This is a genomic window from Nocardioides sp. L-11A, assembly GCA_029961745.1.
Lineage (GTDB): Bacteria > Actinomycetota > Actinomycetes > Propionibacteriales > Nocardioidaceae > Nocardioides.
Genome location: CP124680.1, coordinates 5,421,566 through 5,435,543 on the forward strand (window position 1 = coordinate 5,421,566; position 13,978 = coordinate 5,435,543).

Annotated in this window: 15 protein-coding genes; 7 read left to right on the forward strand and 8 right to left on the reverse strand. The window is 72.2% G+C overall.

Annotated features, from left to right (window positions below; all coding sequences use genetic code 11):
* Window positions 1–51: 51 nt before the first annotated feature.
* Window positions 52–609, reverse strand: a complete 558-nt coding sequence (locus QJ852_25925; protein WGX96571.1) for an NYN domain-containing protein — start codon at window positions 607–609, stop codon at window positions 52–54.
* Window positions 610–709: 100 nt separating this feature from the next.
* On the opposite strand from QJ852_25925, the gene QJ852_25930 reads away from it, so the two are divergent.
* From QJ852_25930 to QJ852_25940, 3 genes are read left to right on the forward strand one after another with little or no spacing between them, the layout of a single operon-like run.
* The gene (locus tag QJ852_25930; protein ID WGX96572.1) at window positions 710–1,453 is read left to right on the forward strand and encodes a GH25 family lysozyme; all 744 of its coding nucleotides are present in this window, start codon (window positions 710–712) and stop codon (window positions 1,451–1,453) included.
* A gap of 6 nt (window positions 1,454–1,459) precedes the next feature.
* Window positions 1,460–1,813 (forward strand): thioredoxin, encoded by a 354-nt coding sequence (gene trxA / locus QJ852_25935; protein WGX96573.1) that lies wholly within the window; start codon window positions 1,460–1,462, stop codon window positions 1,811–1,813.
* Complete coding sequence (locus tag QJ852_25940) at window positions 1,806–2,879, forward strand: LLM class flavin-dependent oxidoreductase (GenBank protein ID WGX96574.1); 1,074 nt, start codon at window positions 1,806–1,808, stop codon at window positions 2,877–2,879. The genes trxA and QJ852_25940 overlap by 8 nt, the downstream gene beginning before the upstream one ends.
* Here the strand turns inward: QJ852_25940 and QJ852_25945 are convergent.
* Window positions 2,869–3,522 carry a helix-turn-helix domain-containing protein gene (locus QJ852_25945; GenBank protein ID WGX96575.1) on the reverse strand — a complete coding sequence of 218 codons (654 nt, stop codon included), beginning with the start codon at window positions 3,520–3,522 and terminating at the stop codon, window positions 2,869–2,871. The genes QJ852_25940 and QJ852_25945 overlap by 11 nt on opposite strands.
* Before the next feature lie 84 nt (window positions 3,523–3,606).
* Between QJ852_25945 and QJ852_25950 the strand changes: the two genes are divergently transcribed.
* Both QJ852_25950 and QJ852_25955 read left to right on the forward strand, forming a co-directional pair.
* Entirely contained in the window at window positions 3,607–4,605 is a 999-nt protein-coding gene (locus tag QJ852_25950) for an oxygenase MpaB family protein (protein ID WGX96576.1), read from the forward strand.
* Between the two features lie 135 nt (window positions 4,606–4,740).
* Window positions 4,741–4,947: a hypothetical protein gene (locus tag QJ852_25955; GenBank protein WGX96577.1), complete on the forward strand. Its 207-nt coding sequence runs from the start codon at window positions 4,741–4,743 to the stop codon at window positions 4,945–4,947.
* Here QJ852_25955 and QJ852_25960 read toward each other — a convergent pair.
* The gene (locus QJ852_25960) at window positions 4,901–5,509 is read right to left on the reverse strand and encodes a hypothetical protein (protein ID WGX96578.1); all 609 of its coding nucleotides are present in this window, start codon (window positions 5,507–5,509) and stop codon (window positions 4,901–4,903) included. The two genes, QJ852_25955 and QJ852_25960, sit on opposite strands and share 47 nt — an antisense overlap.
* Before the next feature lie 149 nt (window positions 5,510–5,658).
* Between QJ852_25960 and QJ852_25965 the strand changes: the two genes are divergently transcribed.
* Both QJ852_25965 and QJ852_25970 read left to right on the forward strand, forming a co-directional pair.
* Window positions 5,659–6,300: a hypothetical protein gene (locus tag QJ852_25965; protein ID WGX96579.1), complete on the forward strand. Its 642-nt coding sequence runs from the start codon at window positions 5,659–5,661 to the stop codon at window positions 6,298–6,300.
* Between the two features lie 39 nt (window positions 6,301–6,339).
* Window positions 6,340–8,712, forward strand: coding sequence for an excinuclease ABC subunit UvrA (locus QJ852_25970; protein ID WGX96580.1), 2,373 nt, complete (start codon window positions 6,340–6,342; stop codon window positions 8,710–8,712).
* Between the two features lie 6 nt (window positions 8,713–8,718).
* On the opposite strand, the gene QJ852_25975 is transcribed toward QJ852_25970, so the two are convergent.
* The 5 genes from QJ852_25975 to kdpC all read right to left on the reverse strand — a co-directional run bounded on the left by QJ852_25975 (window position 8,719) and on the right by kdpC (window position 13,962).
* Entirely contained in the window at window positions 8,719–9,174 is a 456-nt protein-coding gene (locus QJ852_25975) for a hypothetical protein (protein ID WGX96581.1), read from the reverse strand.
* Between the two features lie 80 nt (window positions 9,175–9,254).
* Window positions 9,255–9,590 carry a 4a-hydroxytetrahydrobiopterin dehydratase gene (locus QJ852_25980; protein ID WGX96582.1) on the reverse strand — a complete coding sequence of 112 codons (336 nt, stop codon included), beginning with the start codon at window positions 9,588–9,590 and terminating at the stop codon, window positions 9,255–9,257.
* A 484-nt stretch (window positions 9,591–10,074) separates the two neighbouring features.
* Entirely contained in the window at window positions 10,075–10,758 is a 684-nt protein-coding gene (locus tag QJ852_25985) for a response regulator transcription factor (GenBank protein WGX96583.1), read from the reverse strand.
* Entirely contained in the window at window positions 10,755–13,331 is a 2,577-nt protein-coding gene (locus QJ852_25990) for a DUF4118 domain-containing protein (protein WGX96584.1), read from the reverse strand. Before QJ852_25990 ends, QJ852_25985 begins: the two co-directional genes overlap by 4 nt.
* Before the next feature lie 43 nt (window positions 13,332–13,374).
* Window positions 13,375–13,962 carry a potassium-transporting ATPase subunit KdpC gene (gene kdpC, locus QJ852_25995; protein ID WGX96585.1) on the reverse strand — a complete coding sequence of 196 codons (588 nt, stop codon included), beginning with the start codon at window positions 13,960–13,962 and terminating at the stop codon, window positions 13,375–13,377.
* Window positions 13,963–13,978 lie beyond the last annotated feature (16 nt).

A 13,978-nucleotide genomic window follows, 5' to 3' on the forward strand; every position in this document is an offset into this window, starting at 1 on the left:
GGCTCTCAGAGGTTCAGATGCGACGGGTCGATTGTCTCCGACACGCTCGGCTCAGATGAACTGCGTGGGGTCGAACTCGTCGATCGGGATGATCCGGACCCGCGGCAGTCGCTCGTTGAACGCGTTGACGTCGTACTCGAGGTCGAAGAACTCCAGGCCGCGGGTGGTCAGCTGCGCGAAGGCGCTGTTGCGGAACTCGGTGAACCCGACCAGGCCGACCCGGCGGCCGTCGAGGACGTTCTCGACCTGCTCGACGAAGTCGCCGTCGTTGCTGACCAGGACGACGTCGGCCTCGCGGCTCTTCAGCTCCTCCAGCGTGCGCTGGATGGCGATGTCGACGACCTTCTGGTTCGCGCCGCCCGACAGCGGGATCGGTCGGTAGCCGATCGCCAGCAGCGCCTGCACGAACGACATCGGCAGCTCGCTGTTGGCCGCCAGGAAGAACAGTCCGTTGGTCGGCTGACCCCACTGCCGCTCGACATACTGCAGCAGCCGCTCCCACCGCGGGCGCTCCTCGGGACGCGGACGCCGACCCAGGATCGACGTACCCAGCGTCGCGTCGATGTTCTCCCCGTCCACCAGGACGTGGGTGGTCCGCGCGGTCTCCATGACAGGAGGCTAGCCGCCGCCTCCGCGCGGCCGAGGGCGACCGGACCGGATCGCGGTGGATCACCGACAAGATGGTTGGCTGGACCGCGTGAGGAGCCTGGTGACCACGACCGCCTGCGTGGCCCTGCTGTCGCTCGCGGGCTGCGGCGACGACGCGCCCGCCCCGGCGACCTCCGCCCCGACGACCTCCGCCCCGACGAGCACACCCACCGCGGCGACGACCCCGCCGCCCGCGCCGACACCCTCCCCCGAGCCCGCGCTCGTCGAGGGCATCGACGCCTCCCACCACCAGGGCCCGATCGACTGGCCGCGGGTGGCAGGGGCCGGGATCCGGTTCGCCTACCTCAAGGCGACCGAGGGCACCGGGTTCACGGACCCGCGCTTCGCGGCGCACCGGGCGGCCGCCGAGCGTGCGGGCGTGGCGGTCGCCGGCTACCACTACTTCCAGCTCTGCAGCGACGGCACCGACCAGGCCGAGCACTTCCTCGCCGTGCTCGGCGCCGACCGGGACCCGGACCTGCCGCCCGCCGTCGACCTGGAGCTGGCGGGCAGCTGTGCCGAGCCGCCCCCGGCGGCGCGCCTGCTCGCGGAGATCCGGGAGTTCCTCACAACGGTCGATGAGCAGTTGGGCATGCCGACGCTGGTCTACCTCTACCCGGAGTTCGAGGAGCGCTTCGGGTTCGCCGACGACCTGGCCGACCACCCGCAGTGGGTACGCCGCCTCGGTGACCGTCCGCCGGTCCGCGCCTGGGCCGTGTGGCAGTACGACGACCGCGGCTCGGTCCCCGGCATCTCCGGCGGCGTCGACCGCAATCGGGGAACAATCCCGCTCGGGAAGCGTTGAGTAGACATGTCCACCATCGACCTCACCGCCGGCAACTTCGAGCAGACGGTCCTCGACAACGAGATCGTGTTCGTCGACTTCTGGGCGTCGTGGTGCGGCCCGTGCCGCAACTTCGCCCCGATCTACGAGGACGCCGCGCAGGAGCACGGCGACCTGGTGTTCGGCTCGGTCAACACCGAGGAGGAGCAACAGCTGGCGGCGGCCGCCAAGGTGACCTCGATCCCGACCCTGATGGCCTTCAAGAAGGGCACCCTGGTGTTCTCCCAGGCCGGCGCCCTGCCCGCGCCGGCGCTGGCGCAGGTCATCGCCGCGGTCCGCGACTTCGACGTGGACGCCGCGAAGGCCGCCGGCGGTGAATGAGCCGGACCCCGGGCCGCACGACCTGCAGTTCGGCCTCGACACCTTCGGTGACGTCACCGTCGACCCGGCGACGGGCGAACGACTCGGCCACCCGGCGGTCATCCGCACCATCGTCGAGCAGGGCGTGCTCGCCGAGCAGGTGGGCCTCGACGTCTTCAACATCGGCGAGCACCACCGCGACGACTTCGCCGTCTCCGCCCCCGACATGGTGCTGGCCGCCATCGCCGCCCGCACCGAGCGGATCGGCCTCGGTACGGCGGTCACGGTGCTCAGCTCCGACGACCCGGTCCGGGTCTACGAGCGCTTCGCGACCCTCGACGCGCTGTCCGGCGGACGCGCGGAGATCACCCTCGGTCGCGGCTCCTTCACCGAGTCGTTCCCGCTGTTCGGCTACGACCTGGGCGACTACGAGCGGCTGTTCACCGAGAAGCTCGACCTGTGGGCCGCGCTCCAGGGTGAGGGGACGGTGACCTGGGACCGCGGCGAGCTGCGCGCCCCGCTGCGCGACGTCCGCGTCTACCCGACGACCGAGCGCGGCTCGATCCCGACCTGGATCGGCGTCGGCGGCTCGCCCGAGTCGGTCGTCCGCGCCGCCCGTTACGGCTTCCCGCTGATGCTGGCGATCATCGGCGGCGAGCCGGCGCGCTTCGCGCCGTTCACCGACCTCTACCGCCGCGCCCTCGCCGAGTTCGAGCTCCCGGCGCGCCCGATCGGCGTGCACTCCCCCGGCTTCGTGGCCGACTCCGACGACGAGGCGCGCGAGCTGCTGTTCCCGCACTTCAAGGCCAACCGCGACCGGATCGGCGCCGAGCGCGGCTGGGGACCCGCCACCCGCGAGCAGTACGACGCCGAGGTCGACCACGGAGCGCTGTTCGTCGGCTCCCCCGCGACAGTGGCGCGCAAGATCGCCGCCGCCGTGCGTGCGCTGGGCATCCAGCGCTTCGACCTGAAGTACAGCAACGGGACGATGCCGCACGACCAGCTGCTGCGCAGCATCGAGCTCTACGGCACCGAGGTGGTCCCCCGCGTGCGCGAGCTGCTCGCGGCGGAGCCGGTCACGGCCTGAGGGCCGCGCCGTTCACGGTCAGGAACAGATCCACCAGGACGTCGACCAGCCGGTCGCGCTCGACCGCGATATCACCCTGCAGCGCCGCTCCGAGCGTGTGGGCCACGCCGCCGATGAGGAACTGCGCGGTCAGCCGCAGCTCCACCGGCAGCCCCTCAGGTGACCCGGCCGGGTCGCCCGAGGACGCGGTCGCCGCGAGCATCCCCGCGAAGCGCCGCGACTCCTCCAGCACCCGCGGGCCGAGCACCGGCGAGGTGATCGACTCGAGGAGCGCGATCCGTCCCTTGCGGGGGTCCTCCAGGAAGAGGTCGACCATCTCGGCCAGCACCGCCCGGGTGCGGGCGCGCACGTCGGACGGCGCCGCCGCCACCGCCGCGACCGACCGGGCCGCGGCCTCGCCGGCGATCCGCTCGAACACGGCGAGCTGGAGCTCCTCGATGTTCGCGTAGCTCTCGTAGAAGTACCGGGCGGCCAGCCCCGACTCCTCCGCGACGCCCCGGACCGTGGTCCCGGCGACGCCGCGCGTGCCCATCAGCTCCAGACCGGCGGCGAGCAGCCGGCCGCGACGCTCGGCGACCCGCTCCTCAGCAGCGCGCCCGCCGTACCGCCGCGCGCCCGCCCGATCCGTCAGCCGATCCGTCACCCGGACATCTTGACACGGGTGTTGACCGATGGGTGAATGGATCTGTCAACGAGTGTTGACAGTTCGCGACGAGGAGCTCCCGCCATGTCCGATCCCCAGTCCGATCCCCAGTCCGATCCCCAGTCCGATCCCGAGTCCGATCCCCAGTCCGATCCCCCGGCCGTGCCCCCGTGGCACCCCTCGCAGCCGCACCACGAGGTGGCCGCCGACGTCCGTGCCTGGCTCGGCACCCCGGCCGCCTTCGCCCTGTTCGGACGACTCGCGCTCGACCAGGTCGCCTACCGCGAGGTCGCGGCGGCCGTCGACGCCACGGGCCGGTTCGCGCAGAACTTCACCGACCGCGGGATCCGCAGCGGCCTGTGGGGCCCGCTGCTGCTCTTCGGCGACGACGCCGACCGGCGGGCCACGGCGCAGCGCCTCAAGGACCTGCACGGCCAGGTCCGCGGGCGCGGGCAGGGCCACTTCGCGGGCGAGCGCTACAGCGCGATGAACCCAGCCCTGTGGAAGTGGGTCGGTACGACGAGCCTGCTCGTCTTCCACACCGGCTATGTCACGACCTACCGCGGGCAGCTCACCGCCGAGCAGGTCGAGGTCGCCTACCGCACGATCCTGCACCTCGCGGACTTCGACCTGCCCAGCGAGCAGGCCCGGATCCCCCCGACCGCGGCCGAGGCGGCGGCGTACTACGACGAGGTCGCGGCCACGGTGCTCGCCGACAACGAGTTCCTCCGGTGGGCCGACGCGACCTTCGACCGGCTCCCCGTGCCGACCCTGGTCGGGCCGCGCTGGCTGCAGCGGGCGATCACCCCGCTGTGGCGGGTCCTGACCCCGGTCCTCGGCCGACCGGCGAAGGTGTGCGCGCAGGGCGCGGCCCATCCCCGGATGCGCGAGCTGCTCGGCGTGCGCTGGACCCGGCGCCGCCAGCGCGAGCTCGACCTCTACCTGCTCCTCATCCGCGCCGCCCGCCGGTGGCTGCCCCGCTGGCTGCTGCTGGACCCGCTGGCGCTCAACCGGTTCCGCTACGAGCGGCTGCGCGCGCTCTACGAGAAGCCGCAGCTGACCTCCTTCGCGCCACCCGGCTAGCCGGCGTCACCCCGGCCGCCTGTTGCCGGAGCACAAATCGGGCGGACGAGTCTGTCGCCGCGCACGAGCGGGGACGGGCACCGGCGCACCACACTCGGTGGGGTCGAAGAACCCCGAACCGATACGGAGCCCGAGATGCGCGACGTGATGACGCTGGTGCCGATCTTCGCCTTCATGCTGATCCCCGTGTGGATCCCGCTGGTCGCGATGGCCCTCGGCGCGCTGCACGACGCCGTCGCCGGCCCGGCCAGGATGGCGCGGCGTACGACCCGGCAGCCGGCGCACCGGGGCTCGGTCAGCCCCGCCGGTCCTCGGGTCCCCGCGGCAGGAACTGCGCGGTGAAGGCCGGCCAGGCCCCGTCGATCAGCTCCTCCATGTCGAGATAGGTCGCCTTGCGCACATAGGCCTTGGCCAGCTCGGTGTCCAGCACCTTGAGCAGGAACCGGCGCAGCTCGGCGTCCAGCCCGGCGATCCGGCGCAGCATCGCGCCGCGTCGGGTATCGGTCTTGAGCTCGAGACCGATCTGGTCCTCGGCGGGGGTCTTCAGCTCGAGCCGCAGCCGGAGGGGCGCCTCGGTGTGGACCACGAGCACCAGGGGCACGACGACCTCCGCGTTGAAGGTGAGCCGGTCCAGCGGCAGGTCGAGATCGAAGACCACACTGATCGGCAGGTCGACGGCATAGGTCAGCAGCTCACCCGGCACCAGCTCACCCGTGGTCGGCCGGTAGGTCCCGACGAAGCTGACGCTGGCGAACGCCCGGCCCGGACCCGCTCCGATCGGCCCCAGGGCGATCTGGTCACCGAGGACCTCGTCGACGGTGCGCAGGATCCGTTCCTTGTGCAGCACCCGGTGGATCCAGCTGACCCCGAACTGCTCGTACGTCGTCGGCGTGGCCTCGCCCACAGCATCCCCCCATGAAAGTCCCGAATCCCCCTCCAGGACTGACGATCCTCGCGCATCACCCGGCGCCGTACGACGGCGGGCATCCCCTTCAACGCGGGCGAACCGGCGAGGTCATGCGAGAATCGCGGCTCGCTGACGAAGGAGCCCCGATGACCGACGCGGCCGTGGTGGTCCGCTACCCGACCCCGATCGTCGTGCGCTCGGCCGACATCTGCGCCAAGGGCCTGCTGGTGCTGCTCCTCCTGCTCGCGGTGCTCGACCCCGACAGCGGCGGGCTGCGCGACAAGGCGGCCGAGGCCCGGGCCATCGGCTACCCGCTGGCGTCCTTCACCATCCCGGTCGTGTGGCTGCTGGTGTGGAAGGAGCGGGCGTCCTTCCCCTGGCTGCCCGACCTGATGGTCACGCTGACCTGCTTCACCGACATCCTCGGCAACCGGATGGATCTCTACGACACCATCACCTGGTTCGACGACCTGATGCACTTCGCCAACACCGGACTGATCGCCGGTGCCGTCATCCTGCTGACCCTGCACCACAGCGCCACCCGGCTCCGCGTGGTCGAGCGTGCCCTGGCGGTCGGCGCGACGGCGGCGATCCTGTGGGAGATCGCGGAGTACTTCGCCTTCATCAGCGGGCACTCGGAGCGCGCCTTCGCCTACGAGGACACCCTGGGCGACCTCGGCCTCGGCGTCCTCGGCTCGGTCGTGGCCGCCCTGGTGATCCACCGCCTGTGGCAGCGCGGGCAGCTGCGCACCACCGCGCCGCAGCTGGAGCACCAGATCCCCCGCTGACCCTCCGGGCTGTCGGTCCGATCCGTCATGATGGGCCGCATGCCTCAGCCTGCCGCCCCTCGCACCAGCGACAGCCACCCCGCCGACAGCCACGACAACATCCGGGTGCAGGGCGCCCACGTCAACAACCTCCGGGGCGTCGACGTCGACATCCCCAAGCGCCGTCTCAGTGTGTTCACCGGTGTGTCCGGGTCCGGGAAGAGCTCCCTGGTGTTCGGCACCATCGCCGCCGAGTCCCGACGGCTGATCGACGAGACCTACTCGACCTTCGTGCAGGGATTCATGCCGAACCTGCCCCGGCCCGAGGTCGACGTGCTCGAGGGCCTCACGACGGCGATCATCGTCGACCAGGAGCGGATGGGGGCGAACCCCCGCTCGACGCTGGGCACGGTGACCGACGCCCACGCGATGCTGCGCTCGCTGTTCTCCCGGATCGGCGAGCCGTCCATCGGCGGGCCCACCGCGTTCTCCTTCAACATCCCGACCACGACCGTCGGCGGCGCCTCGGTGACCGAGTCGGGCAAGAAGAACGTCATCAAGCAGCAGGTCTACCTCGGTGGCATGTGCCCCCACTGCGAGGGTCGCGGCACCGTCTCCGACCTCGACATGAGCGCGATCGTCGACGAGAGCAAGTCGCTGATCGAGGGCGCGATCCTGGTGCCCGGCTACACCGCTGACGGCTGGATGGTGGCGCCCTACAAGGAGGTCGTGCCGCCGGACGTGCCGATCCGGAAGCTGACCAAGGCGCAGCGCGAGGACCTGCTGTACGCCGAGCCGCGCAAGGTGAAGGTCGAGAAGATCAACATCACCTACGAGGGGCTGATCCCGAAGATCCGCAAGGCGATGTTCGCCAAGGACGTCGACTCGCTGCAGCCCCACATCCGGGCGTTCGTCGAACGGGCCGCGGTCTTCGGCACCTGCCCGTCGTGTGGCGGCACCCGGCTCAACGAGTCCGCGCGGTCGGTCACGATCAAGGGTCGCAACATCGCCGAGGTGACCGCACTGCAGGTCACCGACCTCGCCGAGTGGCTGCGCACCATCGACGACCCGGGCGTGGCACCCCTCATCGGCACGCTCCTCCACCTGCTCGACGCCTTCATCGAGATCGGTCTCGGCTACCTCTCCCTGGACCGGCCCTCCGGCACGCTCTCGGGCGGCGAGGCCCAGCGCACCAAGATGGTGCGCCACCTCGGCTCGGCGCTGACCGATGTCACCTACGTCTTCGACGAGCCGACCATCGGCCTCCACCCGCACGACATCGAGCGGATGAACAAGCTCCTGCTGGAGCTGCGCGACAAGGGCAACACCGTGCTCGTCGTCGAGCACAAGCCGGAGACCATCGCGATCGCCGACCACGTGGTCGACATGGGGCCGGGCGCCGGCAGCGGCGGCGGCGAGGTGGTCTTCGAGGGCACCGTCGACGGCCTGCGGACGTCCGGCACCCGCACCGGCGAGCACCTGGCCTACCGAGCGTCGCTCAAGGACGCGGTGCGAGAGCGCGGCGGCGTGCTGGAGGTGCGCGGGGCCGACTCCCACAACCTGCGGAACGTCGACGTCGACATCCCGCTGGGCGTGCTCACCGTCGTGACCGGCGTCGCCGGGTCCGGCAAGAGCTCGCTCATCCACGGCTCGGTGGTCGGCCGCGAGGGAGTCGTGGCGATCGATCAGGCGGCCATCAAGGGCTCGCGGCGGTCCAACCCGGCGACGTACACCGGGCTGCTCGAGCCGATCCGCAAGGCCTTCGCCAAGGCCAACGACGTGAAACCGGCCCTGTTCAGCGCCAACTCGGAGGGCGCGTGCCCGACCTGCAAGGGCTCGGGCGTCATCGTCACCGAGCTCGGCTTCATGGACACGGTCTCCACGCCGTGCGAGGACTGCGGCGGCAAGCGGTTCCAGGCCGCGGTGCTCGACTACCGGCTGGGCGGGCTCAACATCGCCGAGGTGCTCGCCCTGCCTGTCGAGAAGGCGCTCGAGCTCTTCTCCGCGCCGGAGACGAAGGTGCCCGCGGCGGCCGACATCCTGAGCCGGCTCGAGGACGTCGGCCTCGGCTATCTCACCCTCGGCCAGCCGCTCAACACGCTCTCCGGGGGCGAGCGGCAGCGGGTCAAGCTCGCGCTACACCTGAAGGAGAAGGGCGGCGTCTACGTCCTCGACGAGCCGACCACCGGCCTCCACCTCGCCGACGTCGACAACCTGCTCCGGCTGCTCGACCGGCTGGTCGAGGCCGGCAAGTCGGTCATCGTCATCGAGCACCACCAGGCCGTGATGGCCCACGCCGACTGGATCATCGACCTCGGCCCCGGCGCCGGCCACGACGGCGGCACGGTCGTCTTCGAGGGCACCCCCGCCGAACTGGTCGCGAAGCGGTCGACGCTGACCGGCGAGCACCTCGCGGCGTACGTCGGGGCCTGAGGTTCGTCACCCCAGGCCGCCCGGTCGTGCCCCGGGCAGGCGCGCGACACCGGTCGCCGCCCGCACCACGGACAGATACGCAGTCGCCTCGAAGGTGAGGGTCGGCAGGTCCAGCGCCCGACTCGGCGTCTCGGGGTCATCGGCCGGATCGGGCACGTCCTCGATCGGGAGCGCGCCGCGGTACGCCCCTGTCACGGTGCGGAAGTCGGCCCACTCGATCACGCCGCCTCGCCGCCGGACCAGCCCAGCGACGTTGGCACAGCCGAGCTCACCGCACCCGCAGCCGTAGAACGCGATCCGACGAGGCGGATCCTGCGGCAGCAGGGCACCGCTGAGGAGGATGTCCTCGACGGTGTTGGTCGCGTCGCCGAACGCAGCCAGGGTCTCCGCACCGTCGACCAGGATGCGGACGGTCGGGCGGCTCGGCACCGCAGTGTCGACGTACAGGTGAAGGAGGTTCATGGGCCGCTCCAGAGGGGGACCCGCCGTGAAGGCAGGGAGCGGACGTTACCCCCCGACCGGCCGGCCCCGCACCTTCGCCCTTACTCCCAGGCGACGACAGCCTCCGGGTCGCCGGCCACGCCGAGGTCGCGGGCGGCGGCGGAGATCCGCTGCGCGAGGTCGAGGTCCGCGGTGGTGAGGGACTCCGTGTCGTGGGTCGCGAGCCGCACCGCCAGGGCCGGGTAGCCGAGCTTCAGGTCCGGGTGGTGGTCGGCGGCCTCGGCGAGGTCGCCGATCGCGTTGACCAGGGCGAGCCCGGTCGCGAAGGTGCCGGTGCGGAAGACGGCGAAGGCGTGCCAGCCCAGGACCCGCCAGTCGCCGACCCCCTCGGCCGTCGCGAACTGCTCCGCGCTGATCTGCTCATAGCTGCGTGCCATGACCCCGACCGTACGCCGTGCCGCGGGTCGGCGCCTCCGTCGTCCCGGGCGCCGCCGGTCAGCACTGCCGCGCCGGCGAGGAGCAGCAGCCGGCCGAGGTCGGGCCCGGCGAAGGTGAGCACCCCGGCGTCGTTGGAGGCGAACCCGGTCACCAGGGCCCAGGCCACCGCGCCAGTGGCGAGCCGCCAGGCCACGGGGAGCCCGCCGGCGAGGACGACGACGAGGAACAGCAGGACCAGCGTCGTCGCGCCGGACCCCGTGCCCACGACGCCGAGGACGAGCAGTGCCGCGACGAGCACCAGCGTCGCGAACGCCCAGCGGGCGCCCGGATCGTCCAGCTCCACCGGCAGCCACCACCTCATGTCGGCGACGCTAGGCGCGTCCGGGCGCACCGGGCGCGGGCTTGACGGAGGCTTGCCGTGTCTTGACGCGGTCTTGGCGCGGTCTTGGCGCGTCCCCGGCGAACAGCCCGGCACCCGGCCGGTCAGGACTCCTCGGGCAGCAGGCGGTAGCCGATGCCGGGCTCGGTCACGAAGATCCGCGGTGCCGACGGGTTGTCCTCGAGCTTGCGCCGGATGCTGGCGAGATGGACCCGCAGGTAGTTGGTCTGACGCTCGTAGCCCGGCCCCCACACGGCGTGCAGCAGCTCGGACTGCCGCACCAGGCGTCCGCGTCGGCGCGCCAGCGTCTCGACGATCCGCCATTCGATGGGCGTCAGGTGGACCTCCTCGCCGGACCGCTCCGCCCGGGACTCGGTGACGTCCAGCCGGATGTCACCGGCGGTCACCACGAGGGCCGGCTCGGCGACGCTCGCCCGGCGGGTCGTGACCCGGACCCGGGCCAGCAGCTCCTCGATCGAGAACGGCTTGGTGATGAAGTCATCGGCGCCGAGGTCGAGCGCCTCGACCTTGTCGTCGGGCTCGCTGCGCGCCGACACCACGATGACCGGGACCTGGGTGAACGCCCGGAGTCGCTTGAGCACGCTGATGCCATCGATGTCGGGCAGCCCCAGGTCGAGCAGGATGACGTCGGGCATCCGCTCGTCGACGATCTGCAGCGCCGAGCGGCCGTCGGCGGCCGTCTCGACGTCGTACTCGCGGGCCCGCAGGTTGATGGAGAGGGTGCGCAGGATCGCCGGGTCGTCGTCGACGGCGAGGACGAAGGTCATCGGCGCTCCTCCCCGGACGGGGTCTCCTCGGGTGCGGTGGGGCGGGGGAATTCCAGCACGAAGGTCAACCCGCCCGCCGGGGTGTCCTCGGTCGCGATGGTGCCGCCCATCGCCTCGGTGAGGCCGCGGGCCACGGCCAGACCGAGGCCGACACCGTCCTTGCGAGGCACGTCGCCGAGCCGCTGGAAGGGCGCGAAGAGCCGGTCGCGGTGGTGGTCGGGGACACCGGGGCCGTTGTCGCTGATCCGCAGGATCGCCCGCGCGTCCGCGCTGCCGTCGGCGGTGCCGTCCATGGCGGTGCCGTCGATGGCGGTGCCGTCGATGCGGATGTCCGCGCCGAGCGGGGTGTACTTCAGCGCGTTCTCGGCGATATTGGCCACCACCCGGTCGAGCAGGCCGGCGTCGGCGAGGACGGTGAGATCCCGCGGCACGTCGACCGTGATCCGCTCGTTGCCGGCCAGCGGCGCGATCGCGTGGGTCACCGCCCGGCTGAGGCCGACCTCGGCGAGCTGGGCGTGGACCGCGCCGGTGTGGATCCGGCTCATGTCGAGCAGATTGGTCACCAGCGCGTCGAGCCGGTCGGCGGCGGTCTCGATGGTCTCCAGCAGCGCGGCCTCGTCCTCCTCGGAGAAGGTGACGGCCTCGCTGCGCAAGCTCGACACCGACGCCTTGACGGCGGCGAGCGGGGAGCGCAGGTCGTGCGAGACGGCCGCCAGCAGCGCGGTCCGGGTCCGGTCCACCTCGGCCAGGCGCAGCCGCTCGACCTCGGCCCGGCCGGCCCGGCGCCGCTCGGCCATCACCTTCGCGTAGGCGGCGTACGCGTTGAGCAGGGCCCGCTCGGAGGCGCTGTGGTTGCCCCCGCGCAGGACCAGGACCGTGTCGTCGTCGATCGCTGTCGAGATGTCGGTGGCCCGGATGTCCGTCGGCGCCTCCCCCACACAGGACACCACCTCGTGGCCGCCGCGCTCGACGCGCCGCAGCACGGCGCCGCCGGTCGCGCTGAACACCTCGCACGCCGAGCCCAGCAGGCCGGCCAGGTCGTCGCTGGAGTTCAGCAGGCTGTGCGCCAGGACGGTGAGGGCGTCTGCCTCGGCGCGCGCCTTCCGCGCCTCCGCGGCGCGACGCGCGGAGTGGTCGACCACCGTGGCGACCGCGATGCCGACGATCACGAACAGGACGATGGCGAGGGCGTTGCCCGGTTCGGCGATGGTCAGCTCGTAGAGCGGCGGGGTGAACAGCAGGTTGAGGAGCAGTCCGCTGCTCAACGCGGCGATGACCGCCGGGACCAGGCCGCCGACCAGAGCGGTGGCGACCACCACCGCCATCAGCGCCATCGCCTCCGAGGGCAGTCCGTGGAACCGGTCGGTGAGCTTGAGGACGCCGCTGACGGCCAAGGGCACGACGAGGGCGAAGAGGTACCCCGCGATCCGGCGGCGTACGCCGAGCACGCCGTCGGGCTGCCGGGGGGCGAGCCTCCGCCGGCGGGCGTAGTCGTGGGTCACGATGTGGATGTCGATGTCGCCGGACGCGGCGATCACCCGTTCCCCGATCCCGGGCCGGGCCACGGTCGAGAACCGGCCGCGGCGGCTGGCGCCGATGATGACCTGGTTGGCGTTCTCGGCCCGGGCGAACTCGAGGATCGCCTCGGCGGCGTCGTCGCCGACGATGGTGTGGAAGGTGCCGCCGAGATCCTCGGCCTTGGCGCGCAGTGCGGCCAGCCGGTCGGGGGCGACGCCACTGAGCCCGTCGTGCCGGGTGACGTAGAGCGCCTGCCACTCGCCCCCGGACCGACGCGAGGCGATCCGCGCCGCCCGCCGCATCAGGGTCGCCGACTCCGGGCCGCCGGTGACGGCGGCGACCACGCGCTCGCGCGTCGCCCAGGTGCCCTTGATGTCGTGCTGCTCCCGGTAGCGCTCCAGGCCCTCGTCGACCCGGTCGGCCAGCCAGAGCAGGGCCACCTCCCGCAGGGCGGTGAGATTGCCCTCGCGGAAGTAGTTCGCGAGGGCGGCATCGACCTTCTCGGGTGCGTAGATGTTGCCGTGCGCCATCCGCCGCCGCAGCGACTGCGGACTCATGTCCACCAGCTCGATCTGGTCGGCGGAGCGCACCACGGCGTCGGGGACCGTCTCGCGCTGGCGTACGCCGGTGATCGACTCGGTGACGTCGTTGAGCGACTCGAGGTGCTGGATGTTGACGGTCGTGATCACCTCGATCCCGGCGTCGCGCAGCGCCTCGACGTCCTGCCACCGCTTCTCGTGCCGGCCTCCCGGCACATTGGTGTGCGCCAGCTCGTCGACGAGCACGACGCTCGGACGGCGTCGGAGGATGGCGTCGAGGTCCATCTCCTCCTGGACCGTGCCGCGGTACGCGATGCGGGCCCGGGGCACGACCTCCAGGTCGCCGAGGGAGCCGATCGTCCGCCGGCGGCCGTGGGTCTCGACGTACCCGACCACGACGTCGGTGCCGCGGTCGCGCCGCCGGTGACCCTCGTCGAGCATCGCGTAGGTCTTCCCGACCCCCGGCGCGGCACCGAGATAGACCCGCAGCCGCCCGCGGGTGTCGGCCGTCTCCATGGTCCCAGTCTCTACCCGTCGCGGCGAGGGATCGGGCATCCCCTCACGCCCGCGCCTCGCGGATCGCCACGTTGAGGGTGAGGACGTTGACGCCGGGCTCGCCGTGGACCCCGAGGAACCGGCCCCGGGTGTGCTCGTCGATGAGGCGCCGCACCTGGGTGAGGGCCAGCCCGTTCGCCGCGGCCACCCGCGCCGCCTGGAGCTCGGCGTAGGCGGGCGAGATGTGCGGGTCGAGTCCGGAGCCGGAGGCGGTGAGGGCATCGGCCGGGACGGCGGACTCGGCGACGCCCTCGGACGCCGCGACCGCCGTACGACGCTCCGCGATCACCGCGGCCAGGTCGCGGCTCGACGGCCCGAGGTTGCTCGGCGCCGACGCGAGCGGGTCGTAGTCGTTGGCGGAGGGTCGCGGGTGGAACCACTGCGCGCCGGTGAAGCTCTGCCCGAGCAGCGCGGAGCCGACGACCTGTCCGTCGACCCGGACGGGCTGGCCGTCGGCGCGGTCGCCGAGGGTCCGGCCGACCGCCCACACGGCCACGGGATAGCCGATGCCCAGGATCACGGTGAACACGACGAGAAGACGCACGGCCGCCAGCGACTGGCGGGCGAGGTCGGACAGGGTGGAGGAGAACATGGTGATCGAGGCCCCT

Coding starts and splice junctions, on each gene's coding strand:
- QJ852_25925 (WGX96571.1), bottom strand. CDS start 609: ATGGAGACCGCGCGGACCACCCACGTCCTGGTGGACGGGGAGAACATC.
- trxA (WGX96573.1), top strand. CDS start 1,460: ATGTCCACCATCGACCTCACCGCCGGCAACTTCGAGCAGACGGTCCTC.
- QJ852_25950 (WGX96576.1), top strand. CDS start 3,607: ATGTCCGATCCCCAGTCCGATCCCCAGTCCGATCCCCAGTCCGATCCC.
- QJ852_25955 (WGX96577.1), top strand. CDS start 4,741: ATGCGCGACGTGATGACGCTGGTGCCGATCTTCGCCTTCATGCTGATC.
- QJ852_25965 (WGX96579.1), top strand. CDS start 5,659: ATGACCGACGCGGCCGTGGTGGTCCGCTACCCGACCCCGATCGTCGTG.
- QJ852_25970 (WGX96580.1), top strand. CDS start 6,340: ATGCCTCAGCCTGCCGCCCCTCGCACCAGCGACAGCCACCCCGCCGAC.
- QJ852_25975 (WGX96581.1), bottom strand. CDS start 9,174: ATGAACCTCCTTCACCTGTACGTCGACACTGCGGTGCCGAGCCGCCCG.
- QJ852_25980 (WGX96582.1), bottom strand. CDS start 9,590: ATGGCACGCAGCTATGAGCAGATCAGCGCGGAGCAGTTCGCGACGGCC.
- QJ852_25985 (WGX96583.1), bottom strand. CDS start 10,758: ATGACCTTCGTCCTCGCCGTCGACGACGACCCGGCGATCCTGCGCACC.
- QJ852_25990 (WGX96584.1), bottom strand. CDS start 13,331: ATGGAGACGGCCGACACCCGCGGGCGGCTGCGGGTCTATCTCGGTGCC.
- kdpC (WGX96585.1), bottom strand. CDS start 13,962: ATGTTCTCCTCCACCCTGTCCGACCTCGCCCGCCAGTCGCTGGCGGCC.